This is a genomic window from Burkholderia sp. E168m15, assembly GCF_016586105.1.
GTDB classification, from domain to species: domain Bacteria; phylum Pseudomonadota; class Gammaproteobacteria; order Burkholderiales; family Burkholderiaceae; genus Burkholderia; species Burkholderia orbicola.
In genome coordinates, this window is the sequence record NZ_BCPO01000163.1 from 1 (window position 1) to 18742 (window position 18742).

The window sequence follows — 18742 nt, forward strand, 5'->3', positions numbered from 1 at the left end:
CGTTGCGCAGTGCGGCCCACAGGTCGATCGCATGTTCGCGTGATTTTCGGCTGCCATCGTCGGTCAGCACGTTCAACGCGATCACTTCGTCGCGCGTCGTCAGCTGCAGTTGCTCCTTCAGCTTGCGCGATTGATGCGACGCGGTACGGACGTCGCCGAGCACGATCCGTTTCTCGTCGCCCGCATCGGCCGGCACGAACGTCAACCGGCCGTTGTCGACCTCACATTGCCCGCGCGCGAACGTCGCGGTCCACGCACCGGCCGGCACTGCAGCGAATTCGCAGCGCATCCGCTCGTTCGCGCGGCGGCCGACGTCGTGCGCCGGCGCGTGCGACAGCGCACGTTCCGGCCAGCCGGCCGCCATCGCGGCCGTCGACATCAGACACACCGCCAGTACGATTCCTTTCGCGACATGGCGCATCGCGCTCTCCTTTCCGTAAAGGCAACCGGCGGGCGTCATGCCGGCCGCCGCAAGTGAACGATCAAAGCACCGCGAAGCGGTTGTCGTGCGCATCGACCATCGGCGTCTTCTCGCCGCGATGAACGGTCGAGCGATGAATCTCCTGATTGCGCGCGACGGCGGCCGGGCTCGCCGGATAGTCGTGATTCGGGCTCGGGATCACGCCGTCGTGGCGCGCACGCACGAGTTCCTGAATCACTTCCTGGCGGCTCTTCGGCTGCGCGGCCACAGCCTGCGAGAAGGCGGCAATCGACAGCGCGGCGGCGGCAATGGCGATCAGCGGACGCGGAATGTTCATGGGGTGGGCTCCTTACTGGAATTCCGTGACAGGAGCCTTCACTTTGATCCCGCGGCGGTGCGGATGCGTGACCGCTTCATGACGTTTTCGTCACCGTCCACGCCTCTTGTACATCGCAGTACGAATGAAAATCACCGCATGTTTCCGCACGCATGACACCGCGATGACATTTTTCTCATTTGTCCCTCACCTCCACGATCCGAACGCTTTCCAGAATCGCCAGCGCAATCGCGATATGCCGGCCCGTCGCTGCCACGCGCGGCGCCTGCATCGAACGATGCACGAAACGTTCATCTTGAACTTCAGGGACACACCATGAAAACTCCAGTTCGAATCGTCATGATGTCAGGGGCGCTGCTGACGGCCGCGCACGCGGCTCATGCAACGGAAGTCACGCTGTACGGCCTGTTCGATACATCGCTGACGGTTGTGTGGAATGCCGATGCACAAGGCAGGAACCTCGTCGGCCTCGGCAACGGCAACCTGCTCGGCAACCGCTTCGGCGTGAAAGGCGCGGAAGATCTCGGCGGCGGGCTGAAAGCGATCTTCACGCTGGAAAACGGCTTCAACCCGAACACCGGCGCGCTCGGGCAAGGCAACCGGATGTTCGGCCGGCAGGCGTTCGTCGGGCTGGAAAGCGCTCGCTGGGGAACACTCACGCTCGGCCGCCAGTACGACGCGCTCGCCGATGTCGCGTGGCCGATCACCGGCGATTTCTACTTCGGCAGCGTGTACGCGACGCCCGGCGACGTCGACAACTACGACACGTCGTCGCGCACCGACAACGCGGTGAAGTACACGTCACCCGTGGTCGGCGGCTTCCAGTTCGTCGGCATGTACGCGCTCGGCGGCGTGGCCGGCAAGAGCGGCGCCGGCCAAACCTGGTCGGCCGGCCTGTCGTACAACCATGGCCCGTTCGACGCGGCGGGCGGCTACTACTATGCGGCCAACCGCGCCTCGCTCGCGAACGGCGTCCGGACCGGCTGGAACGGCACGTCGGACGGCACGTTCGACGGGTCGCTGGTCAACGGCGGCTACCTCTCGGCGAAGTCGATCGGCATCGCACGCGGCGCGTTGCGCTACACCTTCGCGCCGTTCACGATCGGTATCGATTACAGCAATGCGCAGTACAAGGCCGATGCGATGACGGCCTTTCGCAGCACGCAGAAATACGACACCGCGCGCGGGTTCTTCAACTATCAGGCAACCGCGAGCCTGCTCGTCGGCGTCGGCTACAGCTACACGAAGGCCCGCGGCGATACGAGCGCGACCTACCATCAGGTGTCCGCCGGCGCCGACTACGTGCTGTCCAAGCGCACCGATCTCTATGCGGTCGGCGCGTGGCAACGCGCGAACGGCGAACAGCGCACGCTCGACGGCGGCACGCAGGCGGCGCAGGCGTCGATCGGCTCGTACGGCTACGGCGGCACGCGCACGCAGGGCATCCTCAATCTCGGTTTGCGCCACCGCTTCTGAGCGAGGCAGCCGACCCTGCGCGCTGCGTGACGAAAATGTCATGTTCCGATCAGGTTCGCGATGCGTCGCGTCGCTACGATCGGCACGGTATCGGGCCCTGCCCGTTCCCGTCCACGCAGCGGGTCGCTGCCGCACGGCACGATCACGCGTTAGGCCCGGGCTCTTCGAGTGCCGGGCCGTTTTTTATGCGTGTCCGACGCTCACGGCGCGGAATCGCGCAGCGGGTACACGCACGGATGCGTTTTCACGTACAGGTTCGGATTGCCGCAGCGATGCCCGGCATAGTCGATTTGCTCGCCCGGCGCCAGGTCGGCCGGCACGGGCTTGCGCGCGGCGCCGTAAGTGGCCGTGGTGTCGGAACGTGTCGATGCGCAGCCCGCGAACAGTGGGGCAATCAGGACTGCGATCAAGGCGAGGCGAATGGCGGGACGAGGCAATTTTCGGTCCGGAATGAAGGTCTGAACGGCGCCGCCCGCGATCGATGCGGCTATCGCGATCGGCACGAATGCCGCCGGCGCATCGGCCAACGGCAGGCTTCATGTTCCGCTCCCCGCTCATCGCATCCATGACGCGAACATGACGGTTGCGTCATGTCGACCGAGTCCGCATGACGCCTTCTTGCCCCCCGCAATCTGACGCATTTTTCATCTCGCGATCACGATCACGCACGGCTGCTTTCGCATACTGGGTCCATGGTTCGCCACCCGGCGGCCCTGATCAAGGAGAGCACTCGATGAAAACGGCAAAATTCGCAGCACTGTTCGTCACCGCCACGCTGTCGCTCGGCATGGCCACGCAGGCCGCGTTCGCCCAAACGCAAACGCAGGGCAAGTCCCGCACGCAGGTGGTCAACGAACTGAAGCAGGCGCAGCACGACGGCGTCGTGCCGATCAGCAAGACGCAGTACCCGCCGACCGGCGAGATCGTCGCGCGCAACAAGGAGCTTCACGGGATTTCGGTGCATGGCGGCGAGAAGAAGCCGCAGACCGACAACCACGACAACCTGACCGCGAAGCAATGATGGCGGGCCACATGGCCGCGGGCCGCGCACCGCGCGCGGCCGCCTCGCGGCGAACGCGCGGGCGTTCCCGCCCGCGCTGTCAGGTGCCGATGGCGGCCGGCCGTCCCGGTTCGGCCGGCCGTCGCGGAAAGCGCAGCCAGAAAGTCGTGCGGCGGCCCGGCTCGCTGTCGACGCCGCATTCGCCGCCGTGATTGTCCATGATCGACCGGACGATCGCGAGGCCGAGCCCCGTGCCCGACGCCGAATTGTGCCGCGACGGATCGACGCGATAAAAGCGCTCGAAAATCCGCCCGACATGCTCGGCGGCAATGCCGGGCCCCGTGTCGGACACGGCGATCGTCGTCGCACCGCCCTGCTCGACGCAATCGATCGTCACGACGCTGCCGCGCGGCGCATAAGTTAACGCATTCGACAGCAGGTTGCTCAACGCGCGCTGATACAGCGTCAGGTCCGCATCGACCCATGCGTGGCCGTCGACCTTCACGGTCACGCCTTCGTCTTCCGCCAGCGGCTCGTAGTAGCCGGCCACCCGCTCCGCCTCCTCCGCCGCATTTAGGCGCCGCACCCCGATCGACGTGCCGGCCTGTTCCGAACGCGCGAGAAACAGCATGTCCTCGATCATCCGCGACAGCCGCTGGTATTCGTCGATGCTCGACTCGATCACGCTCCGGTATTCGTCCGCGCTGCGCGGTTGCGACAGCACGACTTGCGCGGCCGCCTGCAGGTTCGTTAGCGGCGTGCGCATGTCGTGCGCGAGATTCGACGAGAACTGGCTCAGGCGCGTGAACGATTCGTTCAGCCGCGCGAGCATGCCGTTGAACGCATGCTCGAGCTCCTTCAGCTCGCCGGACGTATCGAGTTCCGGCAGCGGATGCGCGAGCCGGCTCGACGACATCTGCTCCGCGCGCGCCGCGAACCGCCGCAGCGGGCTCAGCCCGAGCGCGGCGATGCCGTATGCGATCGCGGCCGCAAGCACCACGCCGAACACCTCGATCACGACGATCGTATAGGCATGCGTGCGCAGCAGCAGCACGTCGGCGCTGCGATCGTACTGCACGGCGACGCGCACCACCGGCGCACCCGCGCCGGCGAGCGGCACGGTCGTCAGCAGATACTGGTGTCTTGCGCCGGGCGGGGCGATGCCGACCGGCACGCGCCCGGCGTTCGTCAACATCAGCGGCGCGTACGGACGGAAGCCGGGCGTGCCGACGAGGCGCGTACCGGCGGCATCGAAGATCGCGAGATCCATGTTCGGATGACCGTGCAACTGGTCGATCCAGATATCGGTGTTGCGCGCGACGTCGGCCGTCGTGCGCGCCTCGGCCAGGTGCGCCCCCAATGCGGCGGAAATACCGGCCATCTGCTCGGCTGCCGTCGTTTCGACACGGTTGCTCAGCGCTTCGTACAATGCGACGCCGCTCGACGCGAGGATCACCGACGTCGACAGGATAATCAGCGCGGTCAGCCGGCCGCGCAGCGTCCGCGGCAGCAGGCGCGCGATCATGCGGCCGCGCCGCCGCGCGCTTCGAGCACGTAGCCCATGCCGCGCACCGTATGGATCAGCTTCGGTTCGTACGCGTCGTCGATCTTCGAGCGCAGCCGGCGGATCGCCGAATCGACGACGTTCGTGTCGCTGTTGAAGTTCATGTCCCACACCTGCGACGCGATCGTCGCGCGCGGCAGGATCTCCCCTTCGCGACGCATCAGCAGCCACAGCAGCGCGAACTCCTTCGCGGTCAGCAGGATCGTGTCGCCCTGCCGCGTGGCCTTGCGGCGGGTCAGGTCAAGTTCGAGATCGGCCACGCGCAGCGTGTTCGAATCGCGCGGCTGGCCGCGCCGCAGAATCGACTTGATGCGCGCGGTCAGCTCGACGAAGTCGAACGGCTTCGCGAGATAGTCGTCCGCGCCGAGTTCGAGCCCCTTCACGCGATCGCCGACGTCGTCACGGGCAGTGAGGAACAGCACGGGCGTCGATTTGCTGCGCCGCAGGTTCTGCAGCAGCGTCCAGCCGTCCTGCCCGGGCAGCATCACGTCGAGCACGAGCAGGTCGTACTCCTCCGTTTCTGCCTGGTGCTGGCCCGTGATGCCGTCCTCGACCCAGTCGACAACGTAGCCGGCCTCGGTCAGACCCTTGCGCAGATACGCGCCCGTTTTCGGTTCATCCTCGACAATCAGAATTCGCATCACGCATTACCCTTGAAAAAACCCAGTCGGCGCAGCACGCCCGCGCCGAAGCCGCCGCGCAACGCCGCGCGCCACGACACCGCATGGCTGACCCGGTACAGCACCGGCAGCACCAGCAGCGTCAGCGCCGTGGACGACAGGATACCGCCGATCACGACCGTCGCGAGCGGGCGCTGCACCTCGGCGCCGGTGCCGGTCGCGAACGCCATCGGCAGGAAGCCGAGCGACGCGACCAGCGCGGTCATCAGCACGGGCCGCAGCCGCGTGAGCGCGCCGTCGTGCACCGCGGCATCGAGCGGCATGCCTTCGTCGCGCAGGTTACGGATGAACGAGATCATCACGAGACCATTGAGCACGGCCACGCCGGACAGCGCGATGAAGCCGACCGCCGCCGTGATCGACAGCGGAATCCCGCGCAGCCACAGCGACACGACGCCGCCGCTCAGCGCGAACGGAATGCCGGTAAACACCAGCAGCCCGTCCTTCACGTTGTTGAACATCACGAACAGCAGCACGAACACCATGAACAGCGCGAGCGGCACGACGAGCTTCAGGCGCTCGCTCGCGCTTTGCAACTGCTCGAACTGCCCGCCCCACGACACCCAGTACCCGGCCGGCACGCGCACGTCCTGCTGCAACTGCTCGCGCGCATCGGCGACGAACGAACCGACGTCGCGGCCGCGCACGTTCGCGCTGACGACCACCCGCCGCTTGCCGTCCTCGCGGCTGATCTGGTTCGGGCCGGGGGCCACGTCGATCGTCGCGAGCTCCGCGAGCGGCACGTACGGCGCCGCCGCGAGCGGCGCGCTGGCGCCGGCGGCCGGCGCGGGCAGCGCGATCGGCAGCCGCTTGATCGCCTCGATGTCGGAGCGCAGTTCGTCGGGCAGCCGCACGACAATGTCGAAGCGGCGGTCGCCCTGGAACAGCGTGCCGGCCTTCTGCCCGCCGACGGCCGCGGCCACCGAATCCTGGAGATCGGCGACGCTCACGCCGTAGCGCGCGAGCTTGTCGCGGTCGAGGTTGACGGTCAGCACCGGCAGGCCCGTGGTCTGCTCGACCTTCACCTCCGACGCGCCCGGCACCTTCTGCAACGCGGCCGCGATCTGCTCGCCGGTCTGGTTCAGCACGGCCATGTCGTCGCCGAAGATCTTCACGGCGACGTCGCTGCGCACGCCCGAGATCAGTTCGTTGAAGCGCAGCTGGATCGGCTGCGAGAACTCGTACGCGTTGCCCGGCAGCTCGGCGAGCGCTTCCTCGATCTCCCGCACGAGCTGGTCGCGCGGCTTCTTCGGGTCGGGCCACGTGTCGGCCGGCTTCAGCATGATGTAGCCGTCCGACAGGTTCGGCGGCATCGGGTCGGCCGCGATCTCGGCCGTCCCGGTGCGCGCGAACACGCGCTCGATCTCGGGGAAGCGCGCCTTCAGCGTCTTCTCGATCGACTTCTGCATCTCGACCGACTGCGACAGGCTCGTGCCGGGAATCCGCAGCGCGGACACGGCAAGATCGCCCTCGTTGAGGCTCGGAATGAACTCGCTGCCGAGCCGCGTCGCGAGCCCTAGCGTGACCAGCACGATCGCGCCCGCCCCGATCATCACGCGCGCCGGACGCGTCATGAACGCGGCGAGCACCGGTTCGTACGCTCGCCGCGCCCAGCCCATCAACCGGTTCTCCTTCTCCTCGACCCGCTCGCCGATGAACAACGCGACGGCCGCCGGAATGAACGTGACGGTCAGCACCATCGCGGCGGCGAGCGCCATTACGACGGTGATCGCCATCGGGTGGAACATCTTGCCTTCGACGCCGGTCAGCGCAAAGATCGGCAGGTACACGACCATGATGATCAGTTGCCCGAAGATCAGCGCTCGGCGCGCCTCCTGCGATGCGCCGAACACTTCGGCAAAGCGCTCGTCGCGCGTGAGCGGCCGGCCGGCTGCCGACTGCGCATGCGCGAGCCGCCGCACGCAGTTCTCGACGATCACCACCGCGCCGTCGACGATGATCCCGAAGTCGAGCGCGCCGAGGCTCATCAGGTTCGCGCTCACCTTCGCGTTGACCATGCCGGTGAAGGTCATCAGCATCGACAGCGGGATCACGAGCGCGGTGATCAGCGCCGCGCGGATGTTGCCGAGAAACAGGAACAGCACGGCGATCACGAGCACCGCGCCTTCGAGCAGGTTCTTCTTCACGGTGGCGACGGCCTTCTCGACCAGCACCGTGCGGTCGTACACCGGAATCGCCTTCACGCCGGCCGGCAGCGTGCGGTTCACGTCCTCCATCTTCGCGGCGACGGCCTTCGACACCGTCCGGCTGTTCTCGCCCATCAGCATGAAGACCGTGCCGAGCACGACTTCCTCGCCGTTCGACGTCGCGGCGCCGGTGCGCAGTTCGCGGCCGATGTCGACCACGCCGACGTCCTTCATCCGCACCGGCACGCCGCCCACGTTGGTCAGCACGATGTTCGCGATGTCGTCGACGGTGCGCGCCTGGCCCGGCACGCGCACCAGATACTGCTCGCCGCGCTTTTCGATGTAGCCGGCGCCGACGTTGTCGTTGTTGCGCTCCAGCGCGCGCACGACGTCGGCAAGCGTCAGCCCGTACGACATCAGCTTCGCCGGATTCGGCGCGACGCGGTATTCCTTCACGTAGCCGCCGATCGAGTTGACCTCGGTCACGCCGCGCACGTTGCGCAGTTGCGGCCGCACGACCCAGTCCTGCAGCTCGCGCAGGTCGGCCGCCGTATAGCGCGTGCCGTCGGGCTTGCGCGCGTTGGCGTCGGCCTCGACGGTCCACAGGTAGATCTCGCCGAGGCCGGTCGACGTCGGCCCCATCGCGGGCGCGATGCCGGGCGGCAGCTTGTCCTTCGCTTCCTGGATGCGCTCGTTGACGAGCTGCCGCGCGAAGTAGATGTCGGTGCCGTCCTTGAAGATCACGGTGACCTGCGACAGCCCGTAGCGCGAGATCGAGCGCGTCTGCTCCAGCCCCGGCAGCCCGGCCATCACGGTCTCGACCGGATAGGTGATGCGCTGCTCGGCCTCGAGCGGCGAGTAGCCGGGCGCGGACGTGTTGATCTGCACCTGCACGTTCGTGATGTCGGGCACCGCGTCGATCGGCAGCCGCTGGTAGCTGAACACGCCGAGCGCGGCCACGGCCGCGATCGCCAGCATCACCAGCCAGCGATGCGCAATCGCAAAGCGGATCAGGCGCTCAAACATGTCGGGATTCCTTGAAACGGGGCACGGTCGGCCGCACCGGACGGGCTGCGCGGCCGGTCACCCGGCCGACCGGAAAGCAGGCCGCATAGCGGGCCGCCAGTCGCGCCACGGCGCACGCGTATTGCTGCTCATTCATGTTCCGCGCTCCCCTTGCCGAGCTCCGCCTTCAGCACGAAACTGTTCGACACCGCGTATTCCTGGCCGGGCTTGAGCCCCTTCAGCACCTCGGTCGCGCGTTCGTCGCGCCGCCCGGTTTCGACCGCCTGCGCGACGAAGCCCTTCGGCGAGCGCACGAACACCGACGGCGCACCGTCGACGTCCTGCAACGCGTCGCTCGCGACCGCGAGCGGCACGGCCTGCCTGCCCGCGTCGACCGACACGTTCACGAACATTCCCGGGCGCCACACGCGATCCGGGTTCGGCAGCACGACGCGCGCCGGCGCGGTGCGCGTCTGCTCGCCGAGCAGCGACCCCACGTACGCGATCGGGCCGCTCGAACGCGATTCGAACGCGGTCGCGCTCACCGTGGCATCGCGACCGACGCGCACGTCGTTGAGCCGCTGCGCGGGCACCGCCATCTCGGCCCACACGGTCGACAGGTCGGAGATCACGAACATGCTCGCGTCGGCGGCAATCGCCTCGCCGGGCGTCGCATGCTTCTCGACGATCGTGCCCGCGAACGGCGCGCGCAGTTCATAACGGTTCAGCGCGCCCGCGCCGACCGGCGCATTCAGCGCGGCGAGCTTCTGCCGCGCGTTCTGCACGGCGATCTCGGCCTCGCGCAACTGCACCTGCGCCTGCTGGTAATCCTGCTCGGCCGAAATGCGCTCCTTCCACAGCGTGCGTTCGCGTTCGTAGGTTGCGCGCGCACCCGACAGCCGGCGCTCGGCCGTCAGCAGCTCGCTGCGGCGGTCGGCCAGATCGGTGCTCGCGATCACGGCGAGCACCTGCCCTTTCGCGACGTTCTGGCCGAGCGATACCGACACCTGCTCGACGATGCCGGCCACGCGCGGCACCACGTGCGCGGTGCGATCCTCGTTGAACTTGATTTCGCCGGGAAGCTGGAACGGCGTCGCGATCTGTGCGGGGCCGGCTTTCGCGAGCGCGATCTTCGACGTCGCCAGTTGCGCGTCGGTCAGCGCGATCGCGCCGTCGGCGCGCGCGAACGGGAACGACGCGGCGTCGTTGCCGGCCTTTACGTCGATCGTCGCATCGAACACGTGCGGCTTCGCGATCGGCTGCGCGGACACGAACTTCTGGCCGGCCGCGTCGAATCGCAACGGCTCGTGCGTGCGGTCGTACCGCACCAGCGTGCCGGACACGGTCACGCCCTTGTCCACCGGCTTGCCGTCGACGAACGGATAGACGACGAGCCGCGCGTCGCCCGGCTTTTCCGTCATCACGATCTCGACGGACAGCTTGCCGCGCTTCAGCACGACACCGCCGCGCGCACCGGCGCCCTCGGCCGGCTGCGCGGCATCGGCGGCCGGCGGCGCCGATGCGCTGCTGCCGCCCCGCGTGACGGCGAGCGCGCCGATCACGATCCCTGCGCCGCCGAGCACGGCCGCCGCAATAACGAAGATTCTGCTGCGTGACATGATGATCCTTCAGGTAAGAGGAGCGCTCATTGCGCGACGGCCGCGAGCGGCGTGCCGACGAGCCGGCCGATATCGGCGCGGGCCGCATGGGCGCCGGCGAGCGCACGCACGTATTGCGATTGCCCCTGGAACAGCGTGCGCTGCGCGTCGAGCACATCGAGGAAGCTGAACTTCCCGAGTTCGTAGCCGCGCGACATCGCATCGAGCGCGAGACGCGCGGCCGGCAGGATGTCGACCTTCAGCCGCTGCGCTTCCTGCTCCGCGGCCTCGAAATTCGCGTATGCCTGCGTCAGTTCCAGCCGCAGGCGCGTGCGCTCGCGATCGAGATCGGCGTTTGCGCGCTCGGCCTTGTGCGTCGCCTCGAGCAGCGCACCCTTGTTCGTGTTGAACAGCGGAATCGGGATCGATACGCCGACCACGGCCTGGTTCTCGGGCACGCCGCCCGTGGTCACGCGCTTGAAGCCTGCACTGACCGTCACGTCCGGAATGCGCCGCGCGCGCTCCAGCGACACGGCTGCGTTCGAGCGCAGCATCTCGGCACGCGCGACCCGCGCGAGCGGCGCGTCGTCGAGTTGCACGGTCAGCGCGGACAGCGGCTCGACCGGCGGCACGGTTTCCAGGTCGCCGCGCACCGCGAGGCGGTCATCGCGCGCTTCGCCCATCACCGCGTTCAGCTTTTCGCGCGCGACCTCGACACGGCCACGCGCGGTCACGACTTCGATCTGCACGCCGGCCGCCGCCACCTGCGCCTTGGTCGCCTCGACCGGCGACACCTTGCCGGCCTGCGCGCGACGCCCCGCGAGATCCGCCGAGCGCGCCGCGATCGCGGCCGATTCCTCGGTCACCTGAAGCTGGCGCTGCGCGGCGAGCAGCCCGTAGAACGCGGCGATCACGTCGGCACGCACGGCCGCGCCCTGCTCGTCGAGCGACGCGTTGGCCGCCTCGCGGCCGTACGACGCCACGTCGAGCCGCGCGCGGCGCTTGCCGCCCAGTTCGATGGTCTGGTTGATCAATGCGGTCGACGTGCGTTCGGCGCGGCTGAAGCCCTCCTGCAGGAACGACACCTCAGGATTGGGCCGCGCGCCGGCCTGCATCAGCGCGCCGGCCGACGCATCGACATCCGCGCGTGCGCCGCGCAGCGCCGGATTGTTCCGCGCCGCGACCGCGAGCGCATCGGAGAGCGTCAATGACGACGCGGGGAGCGTATCGGATGGGGGAGCGCCGATCGGCGTCGCGCTGCTGGCGGCAGCGGCGCCCGGGCCCGGCGTCAGCAATGGCTGCGCATGAGCCGTCGCGACCATCACGAAGACGATGGCCGCGACGAGGTTGAGGTTGAGCTTGAGCATGTTCGGTTCTGCGGTAACGGTTCGCGACCGATGCTACGGACCGGCCGCAGTGCGAACATGAGGCGAAGATGATATTTCCGTCATGTTGGGCGTAGCCGTACGCAGACGTGCGGTGCCCTGTGGGGACGGCATCCCCTTTCGACGATCAGGAAGATTCAGTGAGCGCGCGGCGCGATGGCCGCACGAAAGAATGCAGAGGTTCGGAGATTTGACACGCGCAGGCCGTACGGCCCCGCACGTGAATCAGGTGATGCGTTGCTTCTCGCGCCGCCGCTGCTCGAGCCAATCGAGCAACTGCCGCCCGTCGCGTTCGCCGAACCACCGCGCATGCCCGATCAGGTAACCGTCGTACGCGATGTCGACGATCGCCGGCGCATCGATGATGCAGCCGAAATACGCGACTTCCGACAGCGCGAACTCCGTATGCACGATCGGCAAAAGCGCGACCAGCGCCGCATACGCGTCGTCGCTCAACGGTTCGAGCGATTCGTAGCCGTCGAGCAGCGCGTCGATCTGGTCGTATTCCACGCGCCGTGCATCGGCCGGCGCCATCCAGTCGACGGTATTGCGCTCGATCGCGAGCGCGAGATCCATCACCGCGCAGGTGCGGTCCGACAAGCCGAAATCGAGCACGGTGCGCACCTGCGCGCCGGGCCCCGCATCGGTCCACAGCAGGTTCGACGCGTGCCAGTCGCCGTGCGTCCACAGCGGCGCTAACGCAGGCAACAGCGGCACGAGGCGCGCGTGATACGGGCCGATCGCGTCGGCCACGTCGCCGCGCCAGTCGCGCGAGCCGAGCGCGCGCACCAGCAGCGGCTGCGCGTCGACCCAGCGTTCGAGCGCGCCCGCCAGATCGGTGGACGACAGCACCCGGAAACTCGACAGCAGCGTGCGCACGGGGCGCGCGGGCGCATCGTAGCCGGCCGACGCGCGATGCAGTTCGGCCAGCGCGCGGCCAGCCGCATACGCATGCGACGGATGCGTGAACGGCTGCCACGACATCACACCGCGATACGGATCGACGCCGGGCGCCAGCACGTGCACCTCGTAAGTCCACTCGCCGGACGCAAACGCGGTCGCACCGTTGCGATCGGCCAGCACGTCCACCACCGGCACGCCGCGCTCACGCAAATGCGCGATGAAGCGATGCTCTTCCTCCAGCCCCGCGACATCGCGCAGGCTCGCGTGATGACGCTTGACGAACAACCCGCGCCCGTCCGCCATCCGCACCAGTACCGCTGCCGCGAACTGCCGCGGGCTGTGCCACGTCAGCCGCACCGGCTCGCCCGCGCCGTCGATCCGCGCGAGCACGGCTGCCACTTCGTCGTGCGTGATCAGCGGCCAGTCGCGTTCGGCCTGCTCGCCGTCCACGCCGAATTGCGGCGGGGCGACGTCGCGCGACAGAGGGCCGTCCGGCTCGAGGGGGAATGACATGAACGACGTTGCTCCGTGGTTGAATCCGTGCGCGGATCAGCGCGCGCCGCCGCCCGATGCGAGCGGGCCGCCCGCGGCCGCGCGCAATGCGGCGGCCGTGCGGCTCCAGTCGCGCCAGCCGACGACGGCCAGCCCGATGAATAGCGCATAGAGCCCGGCCGTCAGATACAGTTCCTTGAACACGAACATCCCGACGTACACGACGTTCACGACGATCCACAGCCCCCACGACGCGATGTAGCGCCGCGCGGTCCAGTATTGGGCGACGAGGCTGAACGCGGTCAGCGACGCGTCGACGAACGGCAGCGCCGCATCGGTCCAGCGCGCCATCATCCCGCCGAGCAGCGCACTGCCGATGACCGCCGCGATCAGGTCGGGCAGCATCCTGAGCGGCCGCACGCCGGTCACGGGCGCGACGTCGCCGGCTGGCGCAGCCCCGCCGTCGGCACTACCGTCGGCCTCGCTCGCGCGCTGCGCGAGCCAGCGCTGCCAGCCGTACACCTGGAGCACCGCGAAGGCGCCCTGCAGCAGCATGTCCGAGTACAGCTTCGCGTCGAAGAAGATCCAGCCGTACAGCGCGACCGACGCGAGGCCGACCGGCCAGCACAGCATGCGCCGTTTCGCCGTCAACCAAATTGCGAGCGCGCTGACGATCACGCCGGCGATTTCGAGTGGGGACATCGTCTGTGCTCTCCTGATGAGCTGCCGCGGCCGCGCGTCACGCGGCCGAACCCGGTCGGTCAGAAATCATAGGTCAACGATACACGCGCGGTGCGCGGCGCACCGGGGAACAGGTACGCATCGCCCTGCTGCTCGCCTGCGTCGCGCCAGTAGAACTTGTTGAACAGATTGTCCACCGACACGCGCAACACCGTGCGATGACCGCCGATCTTGGTCGTATAACGCGCGCCCAGATTGAACACGAACCACGACGGCACGCGCGCGGTGCCCTCCTCGTTCGCGTTGCGCGCCGCGCTGTATTCCACGCCGCCGAGCACGTTCAGGCCCGCGACGCCCGGCACCGCGTAGTCCGCATACAGCGACGCGCGCAGCGCGGGCACGTTGATGATCTGGTGCCCTTCGTAGGCCGGCGACCCCGAATCGACCGCGCGGGCGCGAATCGCCGCGACGCTGGCCGTCAGGCCCAGCCGCTCGGTCACACGCCCGGCCGCGCCGAGTTCGATCCCCTGGTGCCGCTGAGTGCCGCGCTGCACGAACGTGTAGCTCGTGCCCGACGCATCCGGGTCAGCGAACTGGAACGGCTTGCTGATCGAGAACACGGCGGCCGTGAGGCTCAGCCGATCGAGCCAGTCGTATTTCGCGCCGACTTCGATCTGGTGCGATTCGACGGGCGGCAGGAACGCATATGCGTTGGTCGCGCGCACGGGCGCCTGGTCGCCGAGCGACAGCGCCTTGCTGTACGACGCATACAGCGACAGGACGTTCACCGGCTTGTAGACGAGCGCGACCTGCGGCAGGAACACCGAGCGGTCGGTATGCGTCGTCTCGCCGTCGAGGCTGCTCCAGCTGCGCTGGCGCAGCAGCACTTCCTTGCCGCCCGCGAGCACTTGCCAGTGTTCGCCGATACTGATGCGGTCGAGCCCGAACACGCCGTACTGCCACGCGTCGAGGCGCGGATACGACGGCCCCGGTGAATTCGGCGACGGCGGAAAGGTCAGGTCGGGCCCGTAGATATTCTCGCTGCCCACGTAGTCGTACACGGCGTCGGCCATGTGCACGACGCGGCGCTGCACGCTCACGCCGAGCGTCAGCTCGTGCCGCAGTGGCCCCGTCGCGAACTTGCCGGTCGTGACCGCGCGCAGATCGTCGTTGCGTCGGTATTCGCCGGGGCTGCGGAAGTCGTACACGTCGTAGTCGCCGTTCGCGCCGAAGAAGAACGGCGACGTCGCGCCGGCCGCGCAGCTCGCCGCATACGAGCAGCCGTACGCGAACGCGCTGTTGTCGTCGATCATCGTGCGGCTACGGCCCACGGCGACGTACGCCTTCCAGTCGTCGTTGAACTGGTAGTCGAAACGCGCGTTCAGGTTCAGCGCATCGGTCGTCACGGGTTTCGCCCACGGCTGCGTGCCGAGCGCCTTCGACGTCGTCTTGACCGACGGCACGACCGTGCCGCCGAGCAACTGGTAGCCGGGCGCGGAACGCTGGATCCACTGCTGGAATTCGGCATTGAGCTGCAGGCTCGCGCGCGGGCTGATATCCCAGTCGGCGGCGATCGAGCCGAACGTGCGCCGCCCGTTCGTGCCGTCGATATAGGAGTGCATGTTCTCCTTCGCCGCATTGATCCGGAACCCGAACTGATGATCGGGGCCGAAGCGGCGGCCGAGATCGATGGCCGCCGACGTCGAGCCGCGGCTGTCGACGCCGCCCGTCACGCTCGCGACGTTCGCGGAACGCTTGGTCACGAAGTTGATCACGCCGCCCGGTGCGACGACGCCGCTGTCGATGCCCGCGAGCCCTTTCAGGATCTCGACGCGCTCCTTGTTCTCGAGCGGCACGTTCTGCTCGCCGGACACCGTCAGCCCGTCGATCCGAATCGCGCTCGCGAGATCGACCGGAAAGCCGCGGATCGCGAAGCCTTCGAAATAGCCAACCGGCGCATAGTCGTTGACGACCGACGCATCGTTGCGCACGACGTCGCTCAGCCGCTTCGCCTGCTGATCGTCGATCAGCGCACGCGTGATCACGTTCACCGATGCCGGCGTGTCGCGCAGCGGCGCGTCGTCGAGCCCGGCCACCGACGCTTCGCGCGCGCGTAGCGGCTGGCCGCGCTCGCCGCTCACCGTGATCGCGGGCAACGTCGCGTTGCCGGCCGCTTCGGTGCCCGGCGCGGGCGTGTCGCCCTGGGCCACGGCAGCCTGCGCCGCGAAAAGCGTGACGCCGAGACCGACACCGAGCCCGACCTTCGCGCGCCGCCGCCGTGCGGGCGCCGCTGTTGTTCTATTCACCGTCATTGTTCTGGATGGAAAACTCGCCACTCGACCTGTCGAAACCCGAAACCCCAAACCCCAAACCCCAAACCCGTTACGAAGCTGCAAAGCGTGCGCCCGCGAATGCCGCCGCGCCCGTCACCGGACACGTGCGTCGACACGATATTCATCAGACGAACCGGAACCTGCGGCGTGCAAGCGGCCGACCGGTCGGAACAACGCAGGATGGGACATCGGATTCGGATGACGCGCCGGAAACCGACGCAGCGGCCGACGGGCTCGTCGGGTGCCTGTCGGCCGGCCGGCTGCCTCGCGCGGTCGTGTCATGCGGGGGACGCTTCGAACGCCCCGGTGCGGGCGGCGGGCACTGACGCCGGCCGTTCATCGGAACGGCGGCCTGCCCGGCGCGCGACATCGCGGCGTGGCGCGCATTTTACCCCGGGCGCGGCGAAGGGCCGCGGAATCCGGCGGAACGAAGGACGGGGGGAAACGGGAACGAGGACAGACGGTTTGAGCGGCGCGATAACGGCGGCGCCGGCGGCAACGGCCGCGATTCGGTCGCGATGCGCGTCGTGCGTGCCGGCCGCCGATACCAGCGTCATCCTCCGCCGGTCGGGCGACCTTGAACCGGAGCGAGAATGGCGACCCGCGACCGGTTCATCAGCCGTTCGCTCAGAACCCCTGCATCGTCACGGTCGGATCGACGACCAGATGCACGACACCGTAAATGACCGCGCCGACCAGCAGCGCAAGCAGGATCGCGACGAACGGCAGCAGCGTGAAGTTGGCGTTCGCGAGATCGGTCGCGTGCGCCTTGCTGTTGCGCACGCCGAAGAAACTCCACAGGACCAGGCGGACCATGCCGAGCAGTTTCATGATGGGCTCCTTTATCGAATCGGTTGACGCTATCGTCGATCCGGACGGCATCCGAAAAAAGAAGCAGTTGCGCACGGTTTTCGCGCAGCAGGCCCTCTGCGGCGGCATGTCGCACGCGCGTCAGCGGTCGAGCACGAGCGGCTGCGTCGCGCCTTGCGCGGGCCGCGCGACGCACAGCAGCGCGCAGCCGGGCTCGACCGGCGCATCGGGCGTTTGCTCGTATTCCACCGCGCCGGACAGCACGCGCGTCGCGCACGTGCCGCACGAACCGGCGCGGCATTCGGACGGCACGGCCACGCGCTGCCCTTCCGCGAATTCGAGCAGCGTGCCGTCGGCGGGCGTCCATGCGGCGTCGCGCCCCGTGCGCCGGAACACGACCGGCACGCTTGCCGCCGCAGGCGCGGCAGCCGCGCGGGTCGCACTGCGCGAGACGCTCGACGGCCCGAACGCCTCGAAACGGATGCGCTCGTCCGGCACGTTCAGCGCGCGCAGCCCGTCGTACAGGTCGCGCATGAAGGCCGCCGGCCCGCACAGATAGAAATCGTAGTCGTCGAACGACAGCACCCGCTTCAGTTGCCCGATGTCGATGCGGCCGGCCTGCGCCACCGTGCTTTCTTGAGGACGACTGTCGAACCAGTGAAGCGACAGGCGGGCATCGGCGGCCGCGAGGCGCGCCAGTTCGGCCGCGAACGGCCGATCGGCGGCTTCGCGTGCGCCATGCACGAACACGATACGGCGCGACGGCGTGTCGTCGGCCAGTGCCCGGCGCAGCATCGCGATCATCGGCGTGATGCCGATGCCAGCCGACACGAGCACGGCCGGCCGCGGGCTCGCGAGATCGAACGTGAAGCGGCCGCGCGGCATCTGCGCGTCGAGCGTCATGCCGGCCTGCGCGTGATCGTGCAGCCACGCCGATACGCGCCCTTCACGCTTCACGGTGATCCGGTACTGCGTGCCGCCCGGTGCATCGGACAGCGTATAGCTGCGAATCGCGGGCGCGTCGCTGCCCGGCAGCGCGATGCGCAGCGTCAGATGCTGACCCGCTTCGTACGCGGGCAATGCACCGCCATCCGCCGGTTCGAAATGAAACGACCGGATCGCGCGGGCTTCGTCGACGATCTTCGCGATGCGCAGCGACCGCCATGCGGGCGCCGGTGACGGCGCGACCGCGGACGGCGCGGGTCCGGCCGTTGCCGCCGCTCTGCCCAACGCCGTCGCCGTCGCCGCCGCCGCCATCGCGGCGAACTGCGGCGCGCGCTCGACCGCCGACCACCGGAACGGCAGCACCGCACGCACGCGCCGCACTTCCCGCACATGAAACCGCACGACGCGCTGCGCGCCGTCGAACGACGCGACGTCCGGCCCGTCCCACACGATCTCCGCGCGCGCGGCGACATACAGCACATCGCCGCTGTCGAAATCGATGAACAGCAGCCCCGCGCGCGGATCGTGCTGCAGGTTGCCGAGCGTGTTGAAGAACCGGTTGCCGCTGAAATCGGGCGTCGTCAACGTACGCGCATCGTCGACGCGCACGAAGCCCGGCATCCCGCCGCGATGCGACACGTCCGCGCCGCGCGCCGCGCCCGCCTCCGCCGACGTATTCGCGCTCGCGACGAAGAACGTGTCGGCCTGCGCGAGCAGCGCGCGATCCGCACCGCTCAGCGCGTCCGACACGTCCGGCGCGACAGACGCCTCGACGTCCCGCGCGACGAAGGTCGGCTTGCGACCCTGGATGTACTTCGCGCAATTGCCGAAGCTCTGCTCGACCGCGATCGTCAGCGCATCGCCGTCGACCGCGCGCACGACGCCATTCACGCGATTGCGCCGCCGCGTATCGAATTCGATTCCGAGGCCGCCGAGCGGCGCGCCCGCCTGCCGCGCGCCGGCCA

At 68.5% G+C, this 18742-nt stretch carries 16 protein-coding genes; 2 read left to right on the forward strand and 14 right to left on the reverse strand.

The genetic code is table 11. From position 1 onward, the window contains the following. The coding region (locus tag JMF86_RS24150; RefSeq protein WP_201317162.1) for a hypothetical protein at positions 1-421 on the reverse strand (421 nt) is incomplete at its 3' end. A gap of 61 nt (positions 422-482) precedes the next feature. Continuing rightward, the gene (locus tag JMF86_RS24155; protein WP_011548318.1) at positions 483-758 is read right to left on the reverse strand and encodes a DUF4148 domain-containing protein; all 276 of its coding nucleotides are present in this window, start codon (positions 756-758) and stop codon (positions 483-485) included. Between the two features lie 315 nt (positions 759-1073). Between JMF86_RS24155 and JMF86_RS24160 the strand changes: the two genes are divergently transcribed. Beyond that, positions 1074-2234: a porin gene (locus tag JMF86_RS24160; protein ID WP_011548319.1), complete on the forward strand. Its 1161-nt coding sequence runs from the start codon at positions 1074-1076 to the stop codon at positions 2232-2234. Between the two features lie 200 nt (positions 2235-2434). Here JMF86_RS24160 and JMF86_RS24165 read toward each other — a convergent pair whose 3' ends face one another. Further along, positions 2435-2761, reverse strand: coding sequence for a hypothetical protein (locus JMF86_RS24165; RefSeq protein ID WP_011548320.1), 327 nt, complete (start codon positions 2759-2761; stop codon positions 2435-2437). A gap of 206 nt (positions 2762-2967) precedes the next feature. On the opposite strand from JMF86_RS24165, the gene JMF86_RS24170 reads away from it, so the two are divergent. Beyond that, a complete protein-coding gene (locus JMF86_RS24170) occupies positions 2968-3255 on the forward strand; it encodes a DUF4148 domain-containing protein (protein ID WP_011548321.1) in 288 nt (95 codons plus the stop codon). A 79-nt stretch (positions 3256-3334) separates the two neighbouring features. Here JMF86_RS24170 and JMF86_RS24175 read toward each other — a convergent pair whose 3' ends face one another. The 11 genes from JMF86_RS24175 to JMF86_RS24225 form a co-directional block, all read right to left on the reverse strand. Beyond that, positions 3335-4759, reverse strand: a complete 1425-nt coding sequence (locus JMF86_RS24175; protein WP_011548322.1) for a heavy metal sensor histidine kinase — start codon at positions 4757-4759, stop codon at positions 3335-3337. Next, the gene (gene irlR / locus JMF86_RS24180; RefSeq protein WP_006490455.1) at positions 4756-5439 is read right to left on the reverse strand and encodes a heavy metal response regulator transcription factor IrlR; all 684 of its coding nucleotides are present in this window, start codon (positions 5437-5439) and stop codon (positions 4756-4758) included. Before irlR ends, JMF86_RS24175 begins: the two co-directional genes overlap by 4 nt. Next, the gene (locus tag JMF86_RS24185) at positions 5439-8651 is read right to left on the reverse strand and encodes an efflux RND transporter permease subunit (protein ID WP_011548324.1); all 3213 of its coding nucleotides are present in this window, start codon (positions 8649-8651) and stop codon (positions 5439-5441) included. Before JMF86_RS24185 ends, irlR begins: the two co-directional genes overlap by 1 nt. Next, positions 8644-8787, reverse strand: coding sequence for a hypothetical protein (locus JMF86_RS24190; protein ID WP_155295626.1), 144 nt, complete (start codon positions 8785-8787; stop codon positions 8644-8646). The genes JMF86_RS24185 and JMF86_RS24190 overlap by 8 nt, the downstream gene beginning before the upstream one ends. Next, entirely contained in the window at positions 8780-10249 is a 1470-nt protein-coding gene (locus JMF86_RS24195) for an efflux RND transporter periplasmic adaptor subunit (RefSeq protein WP_011548325.1), read from the reverse strand. Before JMF86_RS24195 ends, JMF86_RS24190 begins: the two co-directional genes overlap by 8 nt. A gap of 26 nt (positions 10250-10275) precedes the next feature. Further along, on the reverse strand, positions 10276-11595 hold the full coding sequence (locus JMF86_RS24200; protein WP_011548326.1) for a TolC family protein: 1320 nt from the start codon (positions 11593-11595) through the stop codon (positions 10276-10278). 243 nt (positions 11596-11838) lie between these two features. Next, complete coding sequence (locus JMF86_RS24205; protein ID WP_011548327.1) at positions 11839-13029, reverse strand: phosphotransferase enzyme family protein; 1191 nt, start codon at positions 13027-13029, stop codon at positions 11839-11841. A 36-nt stretch (positions 13030-13065) separates the two neighbouring features. Then, complete coding sequence (pnuC, locus tag JMF86_RS24210) at positions 13066-13710, reverse strand: nicotinamide riboside transporter PnuC (protein ID WP_006479634.1); 645 nt, start codon at positions 13708-13710, stop codon at positions 13066-13068. Positions 13711-13769: 59 nt separating this feature from the next. Beyond that, positions 13770-16001, reverse strand: coding sequence for a TonB-dependent siderophore receptor (locus tag JMF86_RS24215; protein WP_011548328.1), 2232 nt, complete (start codon positions 15999-16001; stop codon positions 13770-13772). A gap of 648 nt (positions 16002-16649) precedes the next feature. Next, on the reverse strand, positions 16650-16853 hold the full coding sequence (locus JMF86_RS24220; protein WP_006486164.1) for a DUF2970 domain-containing protein: 204 nt from the start codon (positions 16851-16853) through the stop codon (positions 16650-16652). A gap of 120 nt (positions 16854-16973) precedes the next feature. Then, positions 16974-18742 (reverse strand): pyridoxamine 5'-phosphate oxidase family protein (locus JMF86_RS24225; protein WP_201317163.1); only part of this gene is annotated, 1769 nt, incomplete at its 5' end.